We start from the raw sequence: 14,938 nt of genomic DNA, 5'->3' as shown, positions 1-14,938 counted from the left end.
TTTTCTATTTAAAATCCAACATTAAGCGTAAACATAATGGTACGGGCTGATGGATAGGTGAAACCTGCTGATCCATCGTTGTTGCTACCAGAATCATAAGAACTCGATTCAGGGTCAACTCCGTAATATTGTGTCCACAACCATAAATTATTTCCAGTTACTGATAGTGAAGCATTTTTAATTGCTTTTTTAGGTAACCACTTTTCTGGGAAGCGATAAGATAAGCTCGCTGAACGTAAACGCACCCATGAGGCATCACTTACAAATGGTTCAGAAACATTTCTGTAATAGATACGGTAATAGCCTTCACCATAATTAACTCCATCAGGACCGGTTGTTTGCCCTAGCCATACTTGCTTGGTATTTGGTGTTCCATTTGCAAGCACTCCTTCAAAAGTTTTAAACGATCTTCTATCAGTGGTATAATCTGGCAAACCAAAGGCCGAATAAAAATCTTCTAGCCAGTTATATTTCTCAAAACCTAATCGAGCATCAAACAACACATTCAAACTGAAATTTTTGTAGTTGAATGTATTCCCTAGACCAATAATATAATTTGGTTGAGAGTTGCCTAATAATCTTTGTGTTCCGCCAGAGATAATTGGAAAACCATTGGCTCCGATTAATAAAGGTAGATTTTTATCTAATAAAATTGGATCTTGTGGCGTTGCAGAATACCTCTGGAAGTAACTTCCGTAAATGTTACCATAAGGTTGTCCTTCAATAAGTTTCATGGTTACCCCTGCATTTCCATAACCCCTTGCTGCACCGTAAACAATTTCTGATATACCATTAGGCATAGAGAGCACTTTGTTTCTGTTTGCAGAAAGATTAAGGTTAACACTCCAATTGAAATCTTTACCAACTATAGGCTTGCCATTTATAACCAATTCCACACCACGGTTTCTAATATCTCCAGCATTAATTGATTTGGTTACATAACCCACAGCTGAGGAGATTTGGGTTTGAATAATTTGATTCTGACTCAATGAATAATAGTAGGTGAAATCAAATCCTAAACGATTTTTGAAAAATGACATTTCCAAACCTGCCTCATAAGTATTGGTAAACTCTGGCAGCAAATCTGGATTACCGAGGTTAGATGCAATTGTTAAACCACCTGTACCTGTTGGCAAGGCAGAGTATGGCGTATAGCCTGTAAAAGTTGAATATTCCGAAGCGTCTTTACCAATACGGGCATAAGATAATCTCAATTTTGCCTGGCTGATTACGGTAGGCAATTTAAATTGATCAGAAAATACGTAACTTAAACTTGCAGATGGATAAAAGAAGGATCTACTTTCTTTTGGCAAGGTTGAGGTAATATCATTTCTTCCGGTTACAGTAAAAAACAAATAGTTTTTATATTCAAAGGTGGCTTCACCAAAATAACCTACCAAGCGTTTTTGTCTAATATTTTGACTTGGAGTAAGTACGCCGGCGTTAGAAAGATTGAAGAAATCATAAATACCTAATATGCTACCCAAGGTTCCAATTTCTTTAATCCTCCTGTCATAAAGTTCTTGTCCCAACCTCAATGTACCGGTAATATCCTCGCCCAATTTAGAAGTAAATGTGGCCACAACGGTACTGTTCAAAGTTCTAAATTTCGTATTGTATTCTCCATAAAAACCTTGAAGGTTATCATACATGGCCTCACCCGTGTACATTGGCCCACGAGCAGTTCTTACGCGGTTATCATTGTAGGTATCTATCCCAAAACGGTAAGATAAATTCAGCCACTTTGCAGGATCGTAGCTTAGGCTGGCTCCACCAATGAACCGATTAACATCGCCTTTGAGCTTATTATTCGCGGTACCCCAGATTGGATTATTAGTTCCAAGATATTTTTGAGAACCATCTGCATTCTGGTAATCCGACACATCGTATCGCGGCGAGAAATAGGCTAAACCCTCTCCAAATCTATCAGCTGCATAAGTATAACCGCCAGAATTTGTAAAATTCATATTAACGGAAGCTTTAAACTTAGGACTGATGATCAGGTCGGTATTTAATCTTGCAGATAAATTCTTATTATCCGTATTGGGCATCATCCCTTTTTGATAAAGCTGAGAAATAGATGAGAAAAACTTAATTGCATCGCTTCCACCAGTAAGTGAAACCGAATTTTTTACTTGTTGGCCTGTACCGAAAGCTTGATCATAGTTGTTAAAAAGCTGATCAGGATGTGTTGGATCAATTAATTTAGCTTCAGCAATTGTTGGACCCCATGCTGGTCCAATTCCGCCAGGAGGATTGGTATAAGCACCCAACACACCCTGAGTATATTCTGTTTGTACTTTTGGACTGATCAATACTTGATCAAAACCATAACTACTATTAAAATTAACTTGTACACCATTCTGCTTTCCTCTTTTGGTAGTGATTACTACAACCCCATTTGCCCCTCTTAAACCATACAAAGCAGTTGCTGCACCACCTTTCAGAATATTAATGGTTTCAATATCTTCAGGGTTTACATCGGAGGCCCTATTGGTTACGCCTCTGGCACCATAAGCACTACCATCTGGATTTGCCCCAAGGGTTGAGGTTGAATTATCAATTTGAACACCATCGATTACATAAAGTGGATCGCCAGAGATATTTGGATCGATGGAGTTTACTCCCCTAATCCTAATACTTGCGCCTTGCCCTGGGCCACCGCCTGTACTGGATATTGTAGCACCAGCAACTTTTCCTTGTAAAGCATTTACCAAGTTGGGTTGATGATTAAAATTTAAATCTGCACTATTTACTTGCTGTGCCGAATAACCTAAAGATTTAGCCTGACGAGTAATCCCTAAAGCAGTTGAAACCGTAACCTCCTGCAATTGCTGCGAATCAGAAGCCAGCAAAATTGCAATGGTTGTTTTATCTCCAACGGTAATTTCTTGTGTCTTATAACCAATAAGGCTAACCGAAAGAATAGCACTGTTTGATGGAACTGAAATCGTAAAATTACCATTTCCATCGGTAGAGGTACCTATGGTAGTTCCTTTAATTTTTATACTTGCCCCTGGTAAAGGCCCGCCATCATCTGATGCGGTAATATTCCCAGTTACTGTTCTTACCTGAGCCATTGAGGATATGCCCATAAGTAAAATAAACAGGAAAAAGAGTGATGTAAAGATTTTTTTCATATCTCTATTATTTAGGTTAACGATTGTTAGTTAAATGCAATATATGGTTTTTCAGAACAAAAAACACGCACAATAAAAGACCAAATAACAATATTATATGCGCTATTATTGCATAATCCTGCATATATACTGCAAAAACATGCATTTTTACTAGCAAACCTTATTCATCATACCAAGAATAGAAGATTAAGAAAGTTAGAATCACAAATCCACTTTACTGCTTAAGGCAAACCCAATAAAAATTACGATTAACAAAAAAAAAGCCTCTCTAAAAAACAGAAAGGCTTTACAATATATATTAAATTGGGTTTTTAATTTTGTACACCACCCATTCCACCACCTTGTTGCTGCTGTTGATCTTGCTTCACGTCGTCGTTTTTGATTTTCTTTTTCTCCGTAAACTTAAGCTTACCGAAAGTGTAGCTAAAGTTAACTCCAAAGGAGCGTAACGGATAATAAATGTTGGCACTTTGGTAAATTTTACCTGTTGCATTTACTGCATTATTTACTGTTTTTATGTGTAAATCTTTAGTGAAAGGATTTAAAACGTTAAGACCAATGCTTCCCTTTTTCTTTAAGATATCTTTTTTAATAGATCCGCCATAAATGTAGAATGGATCTGTTGACCCTTGATAAGTACGTCTTTTAGAGGTAATAACATTGAAAAGCTCAAAATTATAGCCTTTACCAAAACCATAGGCAGAACGTACAAACCAGTTGAAATTAAAATAGGTACCCGTATTGATATTGGTCTCATTGTTGGTTACCGAGTAAGTATTACCAGCAAAATTTGTCATCAAGGTCCATTTTGGTTTAATGTTGTAAGATGCAAAAAGGTTAAAACCATAGGTTTCTGCCGTACCCACGTTAATGTAAGATGTTAAAGTTTTATCAACCAATAAATTTGTGGTTGGATTTAATTCTTTTATTGGCGAAATAGAACTTTCGATTACCCCACCAGTACGGCGATAAAAAATCGATGCATTGATAACTGACCCTTTAATAAAAGTAGAATAACCAAGCTCTAAATTATCACTTAATTCTGGGTTTAATTGTGGGTTACCTTGTTGTATATTGAATTGATCGCTTTCATTTCTAAATGGATTTAAATAAGATTGCGTAGGTCTTTGTACCCTCCTGTTATAACTTAGTTTAAGTGTTGTACTTCCTTTTAATGTTTGCGATACAATAACACTAGGAAATAAATTAAAATAATCGTTTTTCTGAACGCCACTGTTTTGAGTATTAAAATCGATCTGTGTATATTCTGCCCTTAATCCTCCCTTAACTTTTATCTTTTTTGTTAAATCGAAACTAATTACACCGTAACCTGCACCAACGTTCTGGTTATAATCAAAATCTTGGGCAGAAACATCAAACTGGCTTTTTATATCACGGAAAATACCTTTAGCTCCAACTTCTAGAACAACAGCTTTGCTAAATGGATAGGTATAATCTGTTTGAGCTGTATATTCATTATTTTTACCAGTATTATTGCTTATACGCTCTATACCCGTTGTAGCACCATCAGGAATAAGGATATTGCTAAAACTTGTTGGCGTACGGCCAGATGAAAGCTGCGCAGAAATTGAAAATTCTTCCCCTTCCTTTTTGCTTGTTTTTCGATAATCAACATTCCAATCTAAGTTATTAAAAGTCATATCCATATCACTGATATTGGTAGATGGAAAACCGTTTATGTTGTAGGTTGATGAACCTGGGCCACCGTTAGAAAAGTTATTGAGCTTAACTGTGGTGCTAAGGTTATTGTAGGCATTAAAATCGTAATCTAAACCTGCACTTCCATTATAACCATTTCGGCTCCATTTAGAAACACCATTTTGCACAATGTTATTAGTAGTTCCATTTGAGTAAACGGTATTGGTTATAAACTCTGTTCTCGAATCTTGGGCATAGGCCAAATTAGTGCCTAAACTAGTATTAACGCTTAACCTTCCGGTTTTTGCTGTTAGGTTAAACGCACCATTATTTTGACGCGTACCTGCTGCGGCACTTATACTACCAGAAACTCCTTGAGCATTAGATTTTTTTGTGATAATATTAATAATACCACCTGAACCTTCAGCATCGTATTTAGCCGAGGGACTGGTAATTACCTCTACACTTTTAATCTGCTCAGCAGGAATCATTTTTAATGCATCGGCAACACTGCTTGCCATGGTACCAGATGGTTTTCCATTAATTAAAACCCTTACAGCTGCACCACGTAGTTGAATATTTCCTGTCGGATCAACCGAAAGCATAGGTACTTTACGCATTACATCGGTAGCATCGCCACCAGCGTTGGTTCCATCAGCCTCGGCATTGTAGACCATTCTATCTATTTTATTCTCGATAATTGCTTTTGTACCCTGAACCTGAACATCGGCTAAAGCGTTTTCTGATGAAGAGATATATAAAGTTCCTAAATTATTATCGGGTTTTGTCGGGGTTGTAGTAACCAAGATAGATTTGGTTTTGTAGCCCATAAAGCCAATCATTAATTTATAGGAATCAGGAGCCACATTAAGTAGTGATAGCTTTCCTTTTGGATCGGTTACACCTCCATTTACCGATTTATTATCCTTAACCTTGATTAATGATATTGTAGCATAATCAATTGGTTGCTTGGTTATTGAATCCAATATTACGGCAGTAATTCGACCCGTAACAGTTGCTTTTTGTGCACCTCCGCCAAAGCCACCTGCAGGAAACTGTGCCTGAGCATTAATAAATATACCTAAGGATAGGATTAGGAGTAAAATTCGTTTCATGTTAGTTTGTTAATCTTTGGTTATTAGTCGACACAAATTGCCATTTGTTACAATGGTGAAGAATACTTTTTATGCGACTGCGTAAATTTAGTCGGCAAAGGTGCGAATTTTATCGGCAAAAATTTAAGGAAGATGACAAAAGATGGAAAACGGGAAATCATGGAAGATGGAAAATGTAAGATTAATGGCGGCCAAATGCAAAAAATGGATAACAAGCTCCTCGCCCATTATCCATCTTAATTTATTCTTAGATCAACTATTCCATCATCCATCTCCCATCTTACATCATCTGGAGATATTATTTGGTCTCGAATAAACCAGTTGCATTACGTTAATGTTACGCATGGCAAATGCCGCCTCACAATAATTTAGGTAATAATTCCATTTGCGAATGAAAGTTTCATCGAAGCCTAAGGCTTTAACTTTATCCAAATGTTTGTTAAATTCCAAATACCAAAGGTGAAGTGTTTTGGCATAATCTAAACCCATATCTTTTAAATCGACCATGGTTAAGTCGCCTGTATTATTGATAGCTTTATTTATTGCCGCAACCGATGGCAATAGAGATCCTGGGAAAATATGTTTTTGAATCCAATCTACGCCGCTTCTTAGCTTATCATACCTGCAATCCGGTGAAGTAATCACCTGAAAGGCAAAAATCCCTTCAGGCTTTAAAAGTTGCTGGCATTTCTCAAAATAGGTTTCCAGATATTGATGACCGACAGCTTCCAACATTTCTATGGAAACAATTTTATCAAAGGTTCCTTCAATTTTACGGTAATCCTGAATGATAATAGTAACTTTATCCTCCAAATTCTCCTCTTTTACGCGTTCAATCGCCAATTTTTGTTGTTCTTTTGAGATGGTAACAGAAGTAACTTTGCAACCATAATTTTTAGCGAGAAAGATTGCGTTTCCGCCCCAGCCGCTACCAATTTCCAAAACATGGTCAGTAGCTTTAACCTTAAGTTGTTTTGCTAACCTATCGTATTTGGCATATTGAGAATCTTCCAGACTTAAACCTTCGGGGTTAAAATAACCACTAGAATAAGTCATTGTATTATCTAAAAAAGTGGCGAAAAAATCATTATTTAAATCGTAATGTTCTGATATATTTTTTTGTGAACCTGCTAAAGTATTTGCTCTTCGTACATGAGTTAACTTATTTACGAATTTAAAAAGATTCAAAGCAGCTGATTTTACTTTGCTCCCTGTAATAGAAGGAGCGTTTTCTATATTTAGAATAACCCACTTAATTACATTGGTGATGTTTGAAGTATCCCATAAACCAGATGTGTAACCTTCACCGAAACCAATATCGCCATACAATGCTATCGATTTAAAGAAATCTGGGTGGTTTACTTGAATACTTGCCGAAATCTTATCTTCACCGTTCCCAAAAACTAGGGTTTCACCACATGGTAAAGAAAGTTCCAATTTTCCTAAATTCATTTTAGAAAGTGCATTTAGCACAACCCTTTCATAAAAACCAGTCGATGTTTTAGTAGCGGTAAGCGTATTCATAATCTTTTAATCTATTTTGTTTGCGGTTTATAAGGTTTATATACGTTGCGTTGTAGTTCAGGGTTTTCGGCCTTTGGATGGAAAGAGAGTTTTTTTAACCATAATCTAAAAGCTTGCCAATGGATCATACCCATAATTTGCAGTGGAATTAGTGGAATGGAGAAGAAACATTTTAACAGATTGGCATTTGTAAGTTGTTTTTCATCTCCTTTTAAAGTGGTAAAAAAGAACTTTTTCCCCGATTTATCCAAATCATCAATCTTGATATCCAATTTGTCGGTTGGTACTTTTAAATTGAAATCGAACGAATCATCATGATCTATAAATGGAGAGACATAAAAATATTTTGTAGTAATTTTTCTGAAAGTATCACCATCTAATTCTTCTTTTCCAAAGAAAAAAAGCTTCATTTCGCGATAGGTATTGCTGATTTCGGCCACACAACAAACAGGGCTTCCATCCTCATCAAAGCAATAGTAGAAAGAAACTGGATTAAAATTATAACCTAAAACGTTCAGGTTAGTCAGCAGTTTTATTTTATAACTTGCAGCATTAACTCCATATCCTTTCAAATAATCTTCCAAATGCTGACGAGTATTTTTTGCCTTATTAGGATTTCCCTTAGGCAATTGCAAATGCTCAGCATCTCTAAAAGAAAATAGGTTAAACTTAGTTCTACTGAACCACCGAAGTTTTTTTGCCAACAAATCTATCTCATCCAAATCGATATAAAACATATACACGTTGTACCAAAAAGAATGCTTTTTTGGCGCAATACGATGATGCATTACTTTGGCGGTATAGATAGACGAGTTTAGTTGCATTTCCATTCCAATTTACAAAATTTTCTTATTTATCCGTGGGCTGAAGCACGACGGCAATGAATAGGCAAAATGCTTAACAACGTGCATTTCCATCTAACTAAGTCCAACCATCCCATCTCCGTTCTACTTTAATCCGGCCTAACAAATTTTTCGGAATAGCTTGTCAAAGCCAAACCATTAACTTTAAAAGAAAAATTTTCAGCCGGTTTTTTTTGCGTTTTCACAAGTTTATATTTTTTCATCTGTGTTCAAGCTTGCTTCGCAGGTCTTTTTTACATCAAAAAGAAAAAGCCTGTCTGGCTAGGACAAAAAATAGTTATTTTGAAAGACTTCTCCACTGCGGTCGAAATGACGGTAGCAAATTAAAGTTCCCTACACAAATCCACCGCACTTTTGTACGCATCTTCATGAAAACCATACTTAAAATAGCTCCCACAATAATAAACAGGCCCGTTCTGATTTAATTCATGCAACCGTTCTTGCGCCTGCATGGCAGGAACATCAAACAATGGATGATTATAATCGATTTCCTTTAGGATTTTATTAGGATTTAAGCTTCCCGTTGGGTTAATCGAAACAAAATAATTTGTTTTTTTAGAAACGCCCTGCAAACTATTCATCCAATAGATCGTACTCGGCAAAAGTTTTTCTCCTTGCTTTTCTACCCGATAATTCCAACTGCTCCAAGCCAATTTAGCTTTAGGCATTTGGTCTTCATCGGTATGCACCACTGCTTTATTTAATTGATATTTAAACTTCGAAAGAAACTCGATTTCTAAAGCTGTCTTATCTTTGACAATATCGAAAGTTTGGTCGGCATGGCAAGCCATTATTACCTTATCAAACTCGAATTTTTCGCCTTTTGAATTTTCTACTTCAGCCTTTCCATTCTCCAATCTACGAACGGAAACGATTTTATTATTGATTTTGATTCTATTACGAAATGGCGCAATCAGTTTTTCGCGGTAAGCCTGACTTCCGTTTTTCAATGTGTACCATTGGTGTTGTGTATCTAATCCTAAAAAGCCATGATTCTTAAAAAAACGAATCAGCGAAACTGCAGGAAAATCTAAAATCTGCTCTATTGGCGCACTCCAAACCGCGGCACTCATCGGAATCAGGTATTGCCAAAGCATATCATCGCTGTACCCAAACTCTTTAAAAAACTTCCCGATAGAATAATCCTGATACTCTGGTTTATCTAAAATTTCAACGCTTTGCTTGTTGAAACGGTTAATCTGCATCAACATTTTCAAATAAGAAAAATTGAACAAATTCTTCCGCTGTGCGAATAAATGATTTAAACTAGAACCACTGTATTCTAATTTTTTTGGCAAAAACTGAACACTAAAAGACATATCCGTTTTGATTACGGGCGCATCGATTTCTGTGAACATTTCTGTCAAATTCGGGTAGGTATGATAGTTAAAAACCATAAAACCACTATCCAGATAAATGGGTTTGCCATCTTCTTCGAGCGTAATGGTATTCGTATGACCGCCAATATAATCAGCTTTCTCGAAAACTGTAATATCGTATTTGTGTTGCAGCTTGTGGGCACAACCCATTCCTGCTATCCCAGAGCCAATAATGGCGAGCTTGGCCCCTCCCGACCTCCCCAAAGGGGAGGAGTTTAAATCGTTCATATAAAATTAACCGCTATTTGTAAATTATTTTTAGGCTCCTTATGCTCCTCCCCTTGAGCTAAGCTGGGTGGGGCTGAACAAATAATGACAAACCATCCATTCGTTACCCTTATTATAATTAAACAATTCGGCGCAACTCATGTAAAATAACCGCCAGTAAACCCACCATTTCACGGCTTGGTTTTTACCATAAGTATTTTCTAAAATCGGCATAATTTCTTTTTTATGCTTATCCATGTTACTTAACCAAGCTTCGGATGTTTTGCCGTAATTCGTTCCGTTTACTACCCAATGCTTATCAATTTTAAGGTCATCATTAAAGTAGAAAAACAAATGGTTCGAGGGCATAATTCCTCCCGTGAAAAAGTATTTACTCATCCAATCGGTTTCATCAATAACCTCAAATTTGTAGGCTAAAATCTTGTGGGTAAAGATATGAACGAACAATTTTCCATCAGGTTTTAAGAAACCAGCAACTTTATTCAGCAAGAATTTATAGTTACGCATGTGCTCGAACATTTCTACAGAAACAATCCTATCGAAAGTATCGGCGATGGTAAAAGTGTTCATATCGGCAGTTAAAACCGTTAAGTTTTGGATGCCTCTTTGCGTTGCAGTTTCATCAATGAAGATTTTCTGTGTAGCCGAATTTGAAACAACCGTAAAAGTGCTTTTAGGAAACTTCGCCGCCATGTATAACGATAAAGAACCCCAGCCACAGCCCAACTCCAACACATTCTGTCCGCTTTGTAAATCTGCCCGTTTGCAAGTTAAAGCCAACATATCATCTTCTGATGTATCAATATCTTTAACACCAGGTTTCCAATATCCACTACTATATTTCAGGTTTTTACCTAAGCAATATTGAAAAAACTGAGTAGGCAATTCATAGTGTTGCTCATTGGCTTCAGCAGTATTAACGGCAATTGGCGATTGTTTTAATTCATCAACCAAATCCATAAATTTCTCTTGCTGCAGCTCTTCATCGCCTAAAGTTTCATCATCTAAACGCTGTTTGCAAAGTTTTCTAATGCCCAATCGCAAAGCTGAATCAGGAAGTTTATCGTTTTCTAAAAGTTTATCGTACCACATATCAAGGTAGAGGGTTGTAAGGTAAAAGGTTTAAGGTTTTAAGCTTTCTTAAACCACGGAAAAAAGGAAGAAGTTGTTTGTTGATATTTTTTATAAGCCTCGGGCTTACTCCTTAAATTTTGTTCTTCATTATTGGGAACGCCCGTTACTTTGGTTAATAGATATAAAATAATCGCAGGACTGATGATGGCCAAAATTCCCCAAGGAGATGCCAACGCAAAGATGAAATAAGCCATCCAGGTTAACCACTCGAAGAAATAATTGGGGTGGCGACTATAATACCACAACCCCGTATCGCAAACCTTGCCTTTGTTTTTCGGGTCTTTCTTAAAGGCGGCAAGTTGTCTGTCGGCAATCATTTCGCCTAAAAAAGCAACTGCCCAAATGGCCAAACCAATATATTCTAAAATGGAAATTTTAGTTGAAATATTCGCCGTGATAATGAAAAATGGAATAGCAAGGAGCACATTTGAAATGGCCTGAAATTGGAAGAAAACAAAGAAGTTTCTATCGGCTTTATCGCCCCATTCGCTGCGCAGTCGTTGGTATCTTCCCTCTTCTTCATCTAAATGACCAATTACTCTTTGCCATAAATGAATGCCAAGCCGCAGCTCTGCAAGCAGAAAAATAGAACAGATTAATATTTTTCGGGTTTGAAATCCCTCCGCTAAAAAGAAAGTAATGATGGTGATGACAGGGAAGTTTAACGCCCAAAAAACATCGACAACACCAGCGTTTTTGATGCGTTTAGCCCAAAGCCAAATAACAGCCATTATGCCACAACAAGCAATAAGGGAGATAAGCGCAATAAAAAGTAGATTTCTATAGTCCATTCGGGTTAATAGTTTTGGCTTGATGGTTAATGGCTATAAAGCTATCAGACCATTGCCCATTAACTTTTAACCTTTATTTACCAGCAATTCTTTAACACCCTCGCCCTCTTTTAGTTTGAATAAATAGACCAAAACATAGGCCAAGGTTGCTATACTACCTAAACATACGAACAAAACTGTGATAGAGATTTTAAGAATAATGCTTTTTTCCTTATAAAACATCCACAGTGTGATAATGAAGATGTTGGCGTAAAAATCCCAAAGGGTGGCACGCATCCAAGGGATACTACCAAGAAAATCCCACTGTTCAAAAAGGTTGCTTTCTAAAGAAGTAGAAATTACCTTATAGCACATGAATACAAACAATGCGGAGAAAACGATTTTCAAGAAATTTATCATGATGAGGAAATTTAAATATTATTAGAAAAGCAAGGTTCTATTAAATCGGTTCCGATAGCCCCGCCATCCACTTTATCCCGATAAAAAAATCGGGACGCTCGTTCCTGTCCCTTAGTTAACACAGGTCATTGTCAGAAAACCGATGTGCAGTTCATTATTTAAAATTGCCTCTCGACAGGTCCAAGATAAAAAACGCTAGGAAATTTGCGTTACCTACATGTTTTCCATCATATCAAGCCTAAGTATTACATCTCCATTTAACTTCAATCCGGCCAAACAAATTTTTGGGTACGCAGTACTCAAGCCAAAGTACAGACTTCAGAACAAAAATTTTCAGCCATCAATTTATTAATCAGCCCTTATTGTTTTAATTGCATTAATGAGCTCGCTGCAAAGCTCGGTTTAGTTTATTTTTGTTGTAAAAAAGAAAAAAGCCTGTCCGGCCAGGACAAGGGCTATACCTTTCTAATCTTAATAATTCTCACCCAATGCAAGAATTTCATCACAGGATAAGTTGGGTCAAACTCCCACCATTTAGTCGCAAAATTAGGGCTATTTGGTTTCTTGTGGTGATTATTTTGAAACAGCTCGCCCATCAAGAGGAAATCCCAAGGTAAAGAATTCTTACTATGGTCATCGTTATCATGGTTTGAGTAACCATATTTATGTCCACACCAATTTACGATTGCACCATGCAAGGGTCCCATTAAAAAGTGGACTGGCAATAAAATAAACAACCACCAATGGTTGGCAAACATGATGTAAAAACCAATGTAGAACAAACCACAAGTAATTCTCCACCACCACGAATTTCCAATCTTATCCACAACAGGCCACTCGGGATAATTACCTTGAAACGCAGGTTCTGGCTGTATTTTAAACTGCAGATAATTCATGTACATGTTTTTTGTAGCTATCATCATCCCAAAAACATCCTTAAAGAAATGAGGCGAATGTGGGTCTTTCTCTGTATCGCTATAGGCATGATGCATACGGTGCAAAATGGCATAAGCCCTTGGATTTAAGAAAGATGAACCTTGAGAAATCAATAATATCAAATAAAAGAATTTTTCCCAAAAAGGCTCCATTTTAAACATCTTATGCGATGAATAACGGTGAAGAAAAAAGGTTTGACTAAATAGAGATAAAAACCAATGGCAAAGAAAGAAAATGAGGATAATCATGTATTGTGTGTATGCTTAATAAACGTAAATCTATGACGTTTAGTTTTCGATAGTTAATAAACCACCTGTTTAGGAATATAAGAACAAGAAGAATCCTGTTCAAATTTTTCGAACAGGATTCTAAACAAAAAATTTATTATCTACCAAAATCGTCTTGAACGCGAACGATATCGCTTTCATCTGATGGGTTTGAAGCATCAGTATGTTGCCAAATCTCTGCAACAACACCCCAATCATCTAAACCAATTAAACGGTGACGCTCACCTTGTTGTAATTTAATCTGGTCTTTTGGTGCATATTTTTTCACTTCACCTTCTTCATCGGTTTCGCTGGTTTTAATGCCAACGGTACCTGTAACCACTTGCCAAATTTCGGCTCTACGGTGATGATATTGCCACGAAAGGCGTGTGTTTGGGGCAACTATTAAAATCTTCGGACTTAATTTGCCTCCGATTTTTAAGCTTTCAACATCTAATCCATCGAAATAAGTATCTGCAAATTGTTGTGCCTGTGCTTCATCAATTACAAAGAAACCACCCCAAGGACGAGTTTCATCGCGGTTTACTACATTAAAACCTTCAATTTTTAAACGTTGTGCAACGCTATCGAATATTTCTTTTTTGTCGTTTGTCATGGGTAAAGAATTTATTTTTTATAATGATTATCTGGTTATTCACTGGCGGCAAAGTTTGCCAATGTGGTTCTATAATTGCCGCAAAAATAATGCTTATAAATTAAAAAACCCCTTTCGGCCATTTTATTTTTTAAATTGTATAAACAGTGATCAAGATCTTTCAAAAACTGAATTCTTTTTGACTCCAAACTCAACATATCTTTTTACCAACAACCCGTAAAATTTTTTGCAATTAATGTAAAATGCAATTCCACGATCTAAATTACTTTCAAACCATATTGTTCCGCCATGTACTTCTACAATTTGTCCTGACTTCGCCATGATTTTTTAATAAATTTCACAACGACTTGATCTTATGTTAGTTACGGTATTTGCATCACCAATTTGGGTGACGCAAGGCGATTAAGAACTATCTTTAGGCATGTTTGTTCGCAAAAAAAAGAACCGTTCTGGCACCACTAGCATTGTGGTAGCGGTCAAGGTTCAAGGTAAATTTAAGGAGGTTAAGACAATTGGTGTCTCTAGGGATGAGGCCGAGATTGAACGTTTTTACAAGGAAGGCAAGATCTGGGCAGATAATCAGGTAAAGGGAGAAGGTTTATTCGAGCAGCATACCCAGGAGACAGATGAAGCGTACGTTACCAACCTCCTGCTTTCCAATATTGAAAATATCCTTCACAATGGCACTCAGCTTATACTAAATAGAGTATATGATTCAATTGGATATGATGCGATAGATGATTATATCCTGAGACAACTGGTTATCTCAAGACTAGATCAGCCTATGAGCAAATCTGCAACGATTGAATACCTGAAGGCACATTTTGACGAAGATCTTCATTTGGGTAAAATCTATCGTTATATGGATAAGCTCTATAATACGCAACA

Annotated in this window: 11 protein-coding genes and 1 pseudogene; 1 reads left to right on the top strand and 11 read right to left on the bottom strand. The window is 36.7% G+C overall.

The window, feature by feature from the left end; all coding sequences use genetic code 11:
• Nucleotides 1-8 precede the first annotated feature (8 nt).
• From EZ449_RS13425 to EZ449_RS22685, 11 genes are all read right to left on the bottom strand, one after another.
• Nucleotides 9-3,140, bottom strand: a complete 3,132-nt coding sequence (locus EZ449_RS13425) for a SusC/RagA family TonB-linked outer membrane protein (protein ID WP_165499759.1) — start codon at nucleotides 3,138-3,140, stop codon at nucleotides 9-11.
• A gap of 311 nt (nucleotides 3,141-3,451) precedes the next feature.
• Complete coding sequence (locus tag EZ449_RS13420) at nucleotides 3,452-5,914, bottom strand: TonB-dependent receptor domain-containing protein (RefSeq protein ID WP_131559618.1); 2,463 nt, start codon at nucleotides 5,912-5,914, stop codon at nucleotides 3,452-3,454.
• 285 nt (nucleotides 5,915-6,199) lie between these two features.
• Nucleotides 6,200-7,438 (bottom strand): SAM-dependent methyltransferase, encoded by a 1,239-nt coding sequence (locus EZ449_RS13415; protein ID WP_131559616.1) that lies wholly within the window; start codon nucleotides 7,436-7,438, stop codon nucleotides 6,200-6,202.
• An 11-nt stretch (nucleotides 7,439-7,449) separates the two neighbouring features.
• The gene (locus tag EZ449_RS13410; protein ID WP_131559614.1) at nucleotides 7,450-8,268 is read right to left on the bottom strand and encodes a DUF1365 domain-containing protein; all 819 of its coding nucleotides are present in this window, start codon (nucleotides 8,266-8,268) and stop codon (nucleotides 7,450-7,452) included.
• A gap of 356 nt (nucleotides 8,269-8,624) precedes the next feature.
• Nucleotides 8,625-9,908: an NAD(P)/FAD-dependent oxidoreductase gene (locus tag EZ449_RS13405; RefSeq protein WP_131559612.1), complete on the bottom strand. Its 1,284-nt coding sequence runs from the start codon at nucleotides 9,906-9,908 to the stop codon at nucleotides 8,625-8,627.
• Nucleotides 9,909-9,947: 39 nt separating this feature from the next.
• Complete coding sequence (locus EZ449_RS13400) at nucleotides 9,948-11,000, bottom strand: SAM-dependent methyltransferase (RefSeq protein ID WP_131559609.1); 1,053 nt, start codon at nucleotides 10,998-11,000, stop codon at nucleotides 9,948-9,950.
• A 38-nt stretch (nucleotides 11,001-11,038) separates the two neighbouring features.
• A complete protein-coding gene (locus tag EZ449_RS13395; RefSeq protein ID WP_131559607.1) occupies nucleotides 11,039-11,833 on the bottom strand; it encodes a DUF1295 domain-containing protein in 795 nt (264 codons plus the stop codon).
• A gap of 66 nt (nucleotides 11,834-11,899) precedes the next feature.
• Entirely contained in the window at nucleotides 11,900-12,232 is a 333-nt protein-coding gene (locus EZ449_RS13390) for a DUF1475 family protein (protein WP_131559605.1), read from the bottom strand.
• Nucleotides 12,233-12,687: 455 nt separating this feature from the next.
• On the bottom strand, nucleotides 12,688-13,416 hold the full coding sequence (locus tag EZ449_RS13385) for an acyl-CoA desaturase (RefSeq protein WP_131559602.1): 729 nt from the start codon (nucleotides 13,414-13,416) through the stop codon (nucleotides 12,688-12,690).
• A 136-nt stretch (nucleotides 13,417-13,552) separates the two neighbouring features.
• Nucleotides 13,553-14,050 (bottom strand): cupin domain-containing protein, encoded by a 498-nt coding sequence (locus tag EZ449_RS13380; protein ID WP_131559600.1) that lies wholly within the window; start codon nucleotides 14,048-14,050, stop codon nucleotides 13,553-13,555.
• A 150-nt stretch (nucleotides 14,051-14,200) separates the two neighbouring features.
• The gene (locus EZ449_RS22685; RefSeq protein WP_165499758.1) at nucleotides 14,201-14,371 is read right to left on the bottom strand and encodes a hypothetical protein; all 171 of its coding nucleotides are present in this window, start codon (nucleotides 14,369-14,371) and stop codon (nucleotides 14,201-14,203) included.
• A gap of 100 nt (nucleotides 14,372-14,471) precedes the next feature.
• On the opposite strand from EZ449_RS22685, the pseudogene EZ449_RS13375 reads away from it, so the two are divergent.
• Nucleotides 14,472-14,938, top strand: a pseudogene (locus EZ449_RS13375) (IS1634 family transposase); the annotation flags it as partial.

Origin of the sequence: Pedobacter frigidisoli (assembly GCF_004331675.1) — a bacterium.
Lineage (GTDB): Bacteria > Bacteroidota > Bacteroidia > Sphingobacteriales > Sphingobacteriaceae > Pedobacter > Pedobacter frigidisoli.
The sequence above is the reverse complement of the archived record's forward strand: the minus strand, read 5'-3'. Positions and strand labels throughout refer to the sequence as shown.

Excerpts from the sequence above, each read along its gene's own strand:
- EZ449_RS13425 (WP_165499759.1), bottom strand. The coding sequence starts at position 3,140 with ATGAAAAAAATCTTTACATCACTCTTTTTCCTGTTTATTTTACTTATG.
- EZ449_RS13420 (WP_131559618.1), bottom strand. The coding sequence starts at position 5,914 with ATGAAACGAATTTTACTCCTAATCCTATCCTTAGGTATATTTATTAAT.
- EZ449_RS13415 (WP_131559616.1), bottom strand. The coding sequence starts at position 7,438 with ATGAATACGCTTACCGCTACTAAAACATCGACTGGTTTTTATGAAAGG.
- EZ449_RS13390 (WP_131559605.1), bottom strand. The coding sequence starts at position 12,232 with ATGATAAATTTCTTGAAAATCGTTTTCTCCGCATTGTTTGTATTCATG.
- EZ449_RS13405 (WP_131559612.1), bottom strand. The coding sequence starts at position 9,908 with ATGAACGATTTAAACTCCTCCCCTTTGGGGAGGTCGGGAGGGGCCAAG.
- EZ449_RS22685 (WP_165499758.1), bottom strand. The coding sequence starts at position 14,371 with ATGGCGAAGTCAGGACAAATTGTAGAAGTACATGGCGGAACAATATGG.
- EZ449_RS13410 (WP_131559614.1), bottom strand. The coding sequence starts at position 8,268 with ATGGAAATGCAACTAAACTCGTCTATCTATACCGCCAAAGTAATGCAT.
- EZ449_RS13400 (WP_131559609.1), bottom strand. The coding sequence starts at position 11,000 with ATGTGGTACGATAAACTTTTAGAAAACGATAAACTTCCTGATTCAGCT.
- EZ449_RS13395 (WP_131559607.1), bottom strand. The coding sequence starts at position 11,833 with ATGGACTATAGAAATCTACTTTTTATTGCGCTTATCTCCCTTATTGCT.
- EZ449_RS13385 (WP_131559602.1), bottom strand. The coding sequence starts at position 13,416 with ATGATTATCCTCATTTTCTTTCTTTGCCATTGGTTTTTATCTCTATTT.
- EZ449_RS13380 (WP_131559600.1), bottom strand. The coding sequence starts at position 14,050 with ATGACAAACGACAAAAAAGAAATATTCGATAGCGTTGCACAACGTTTA.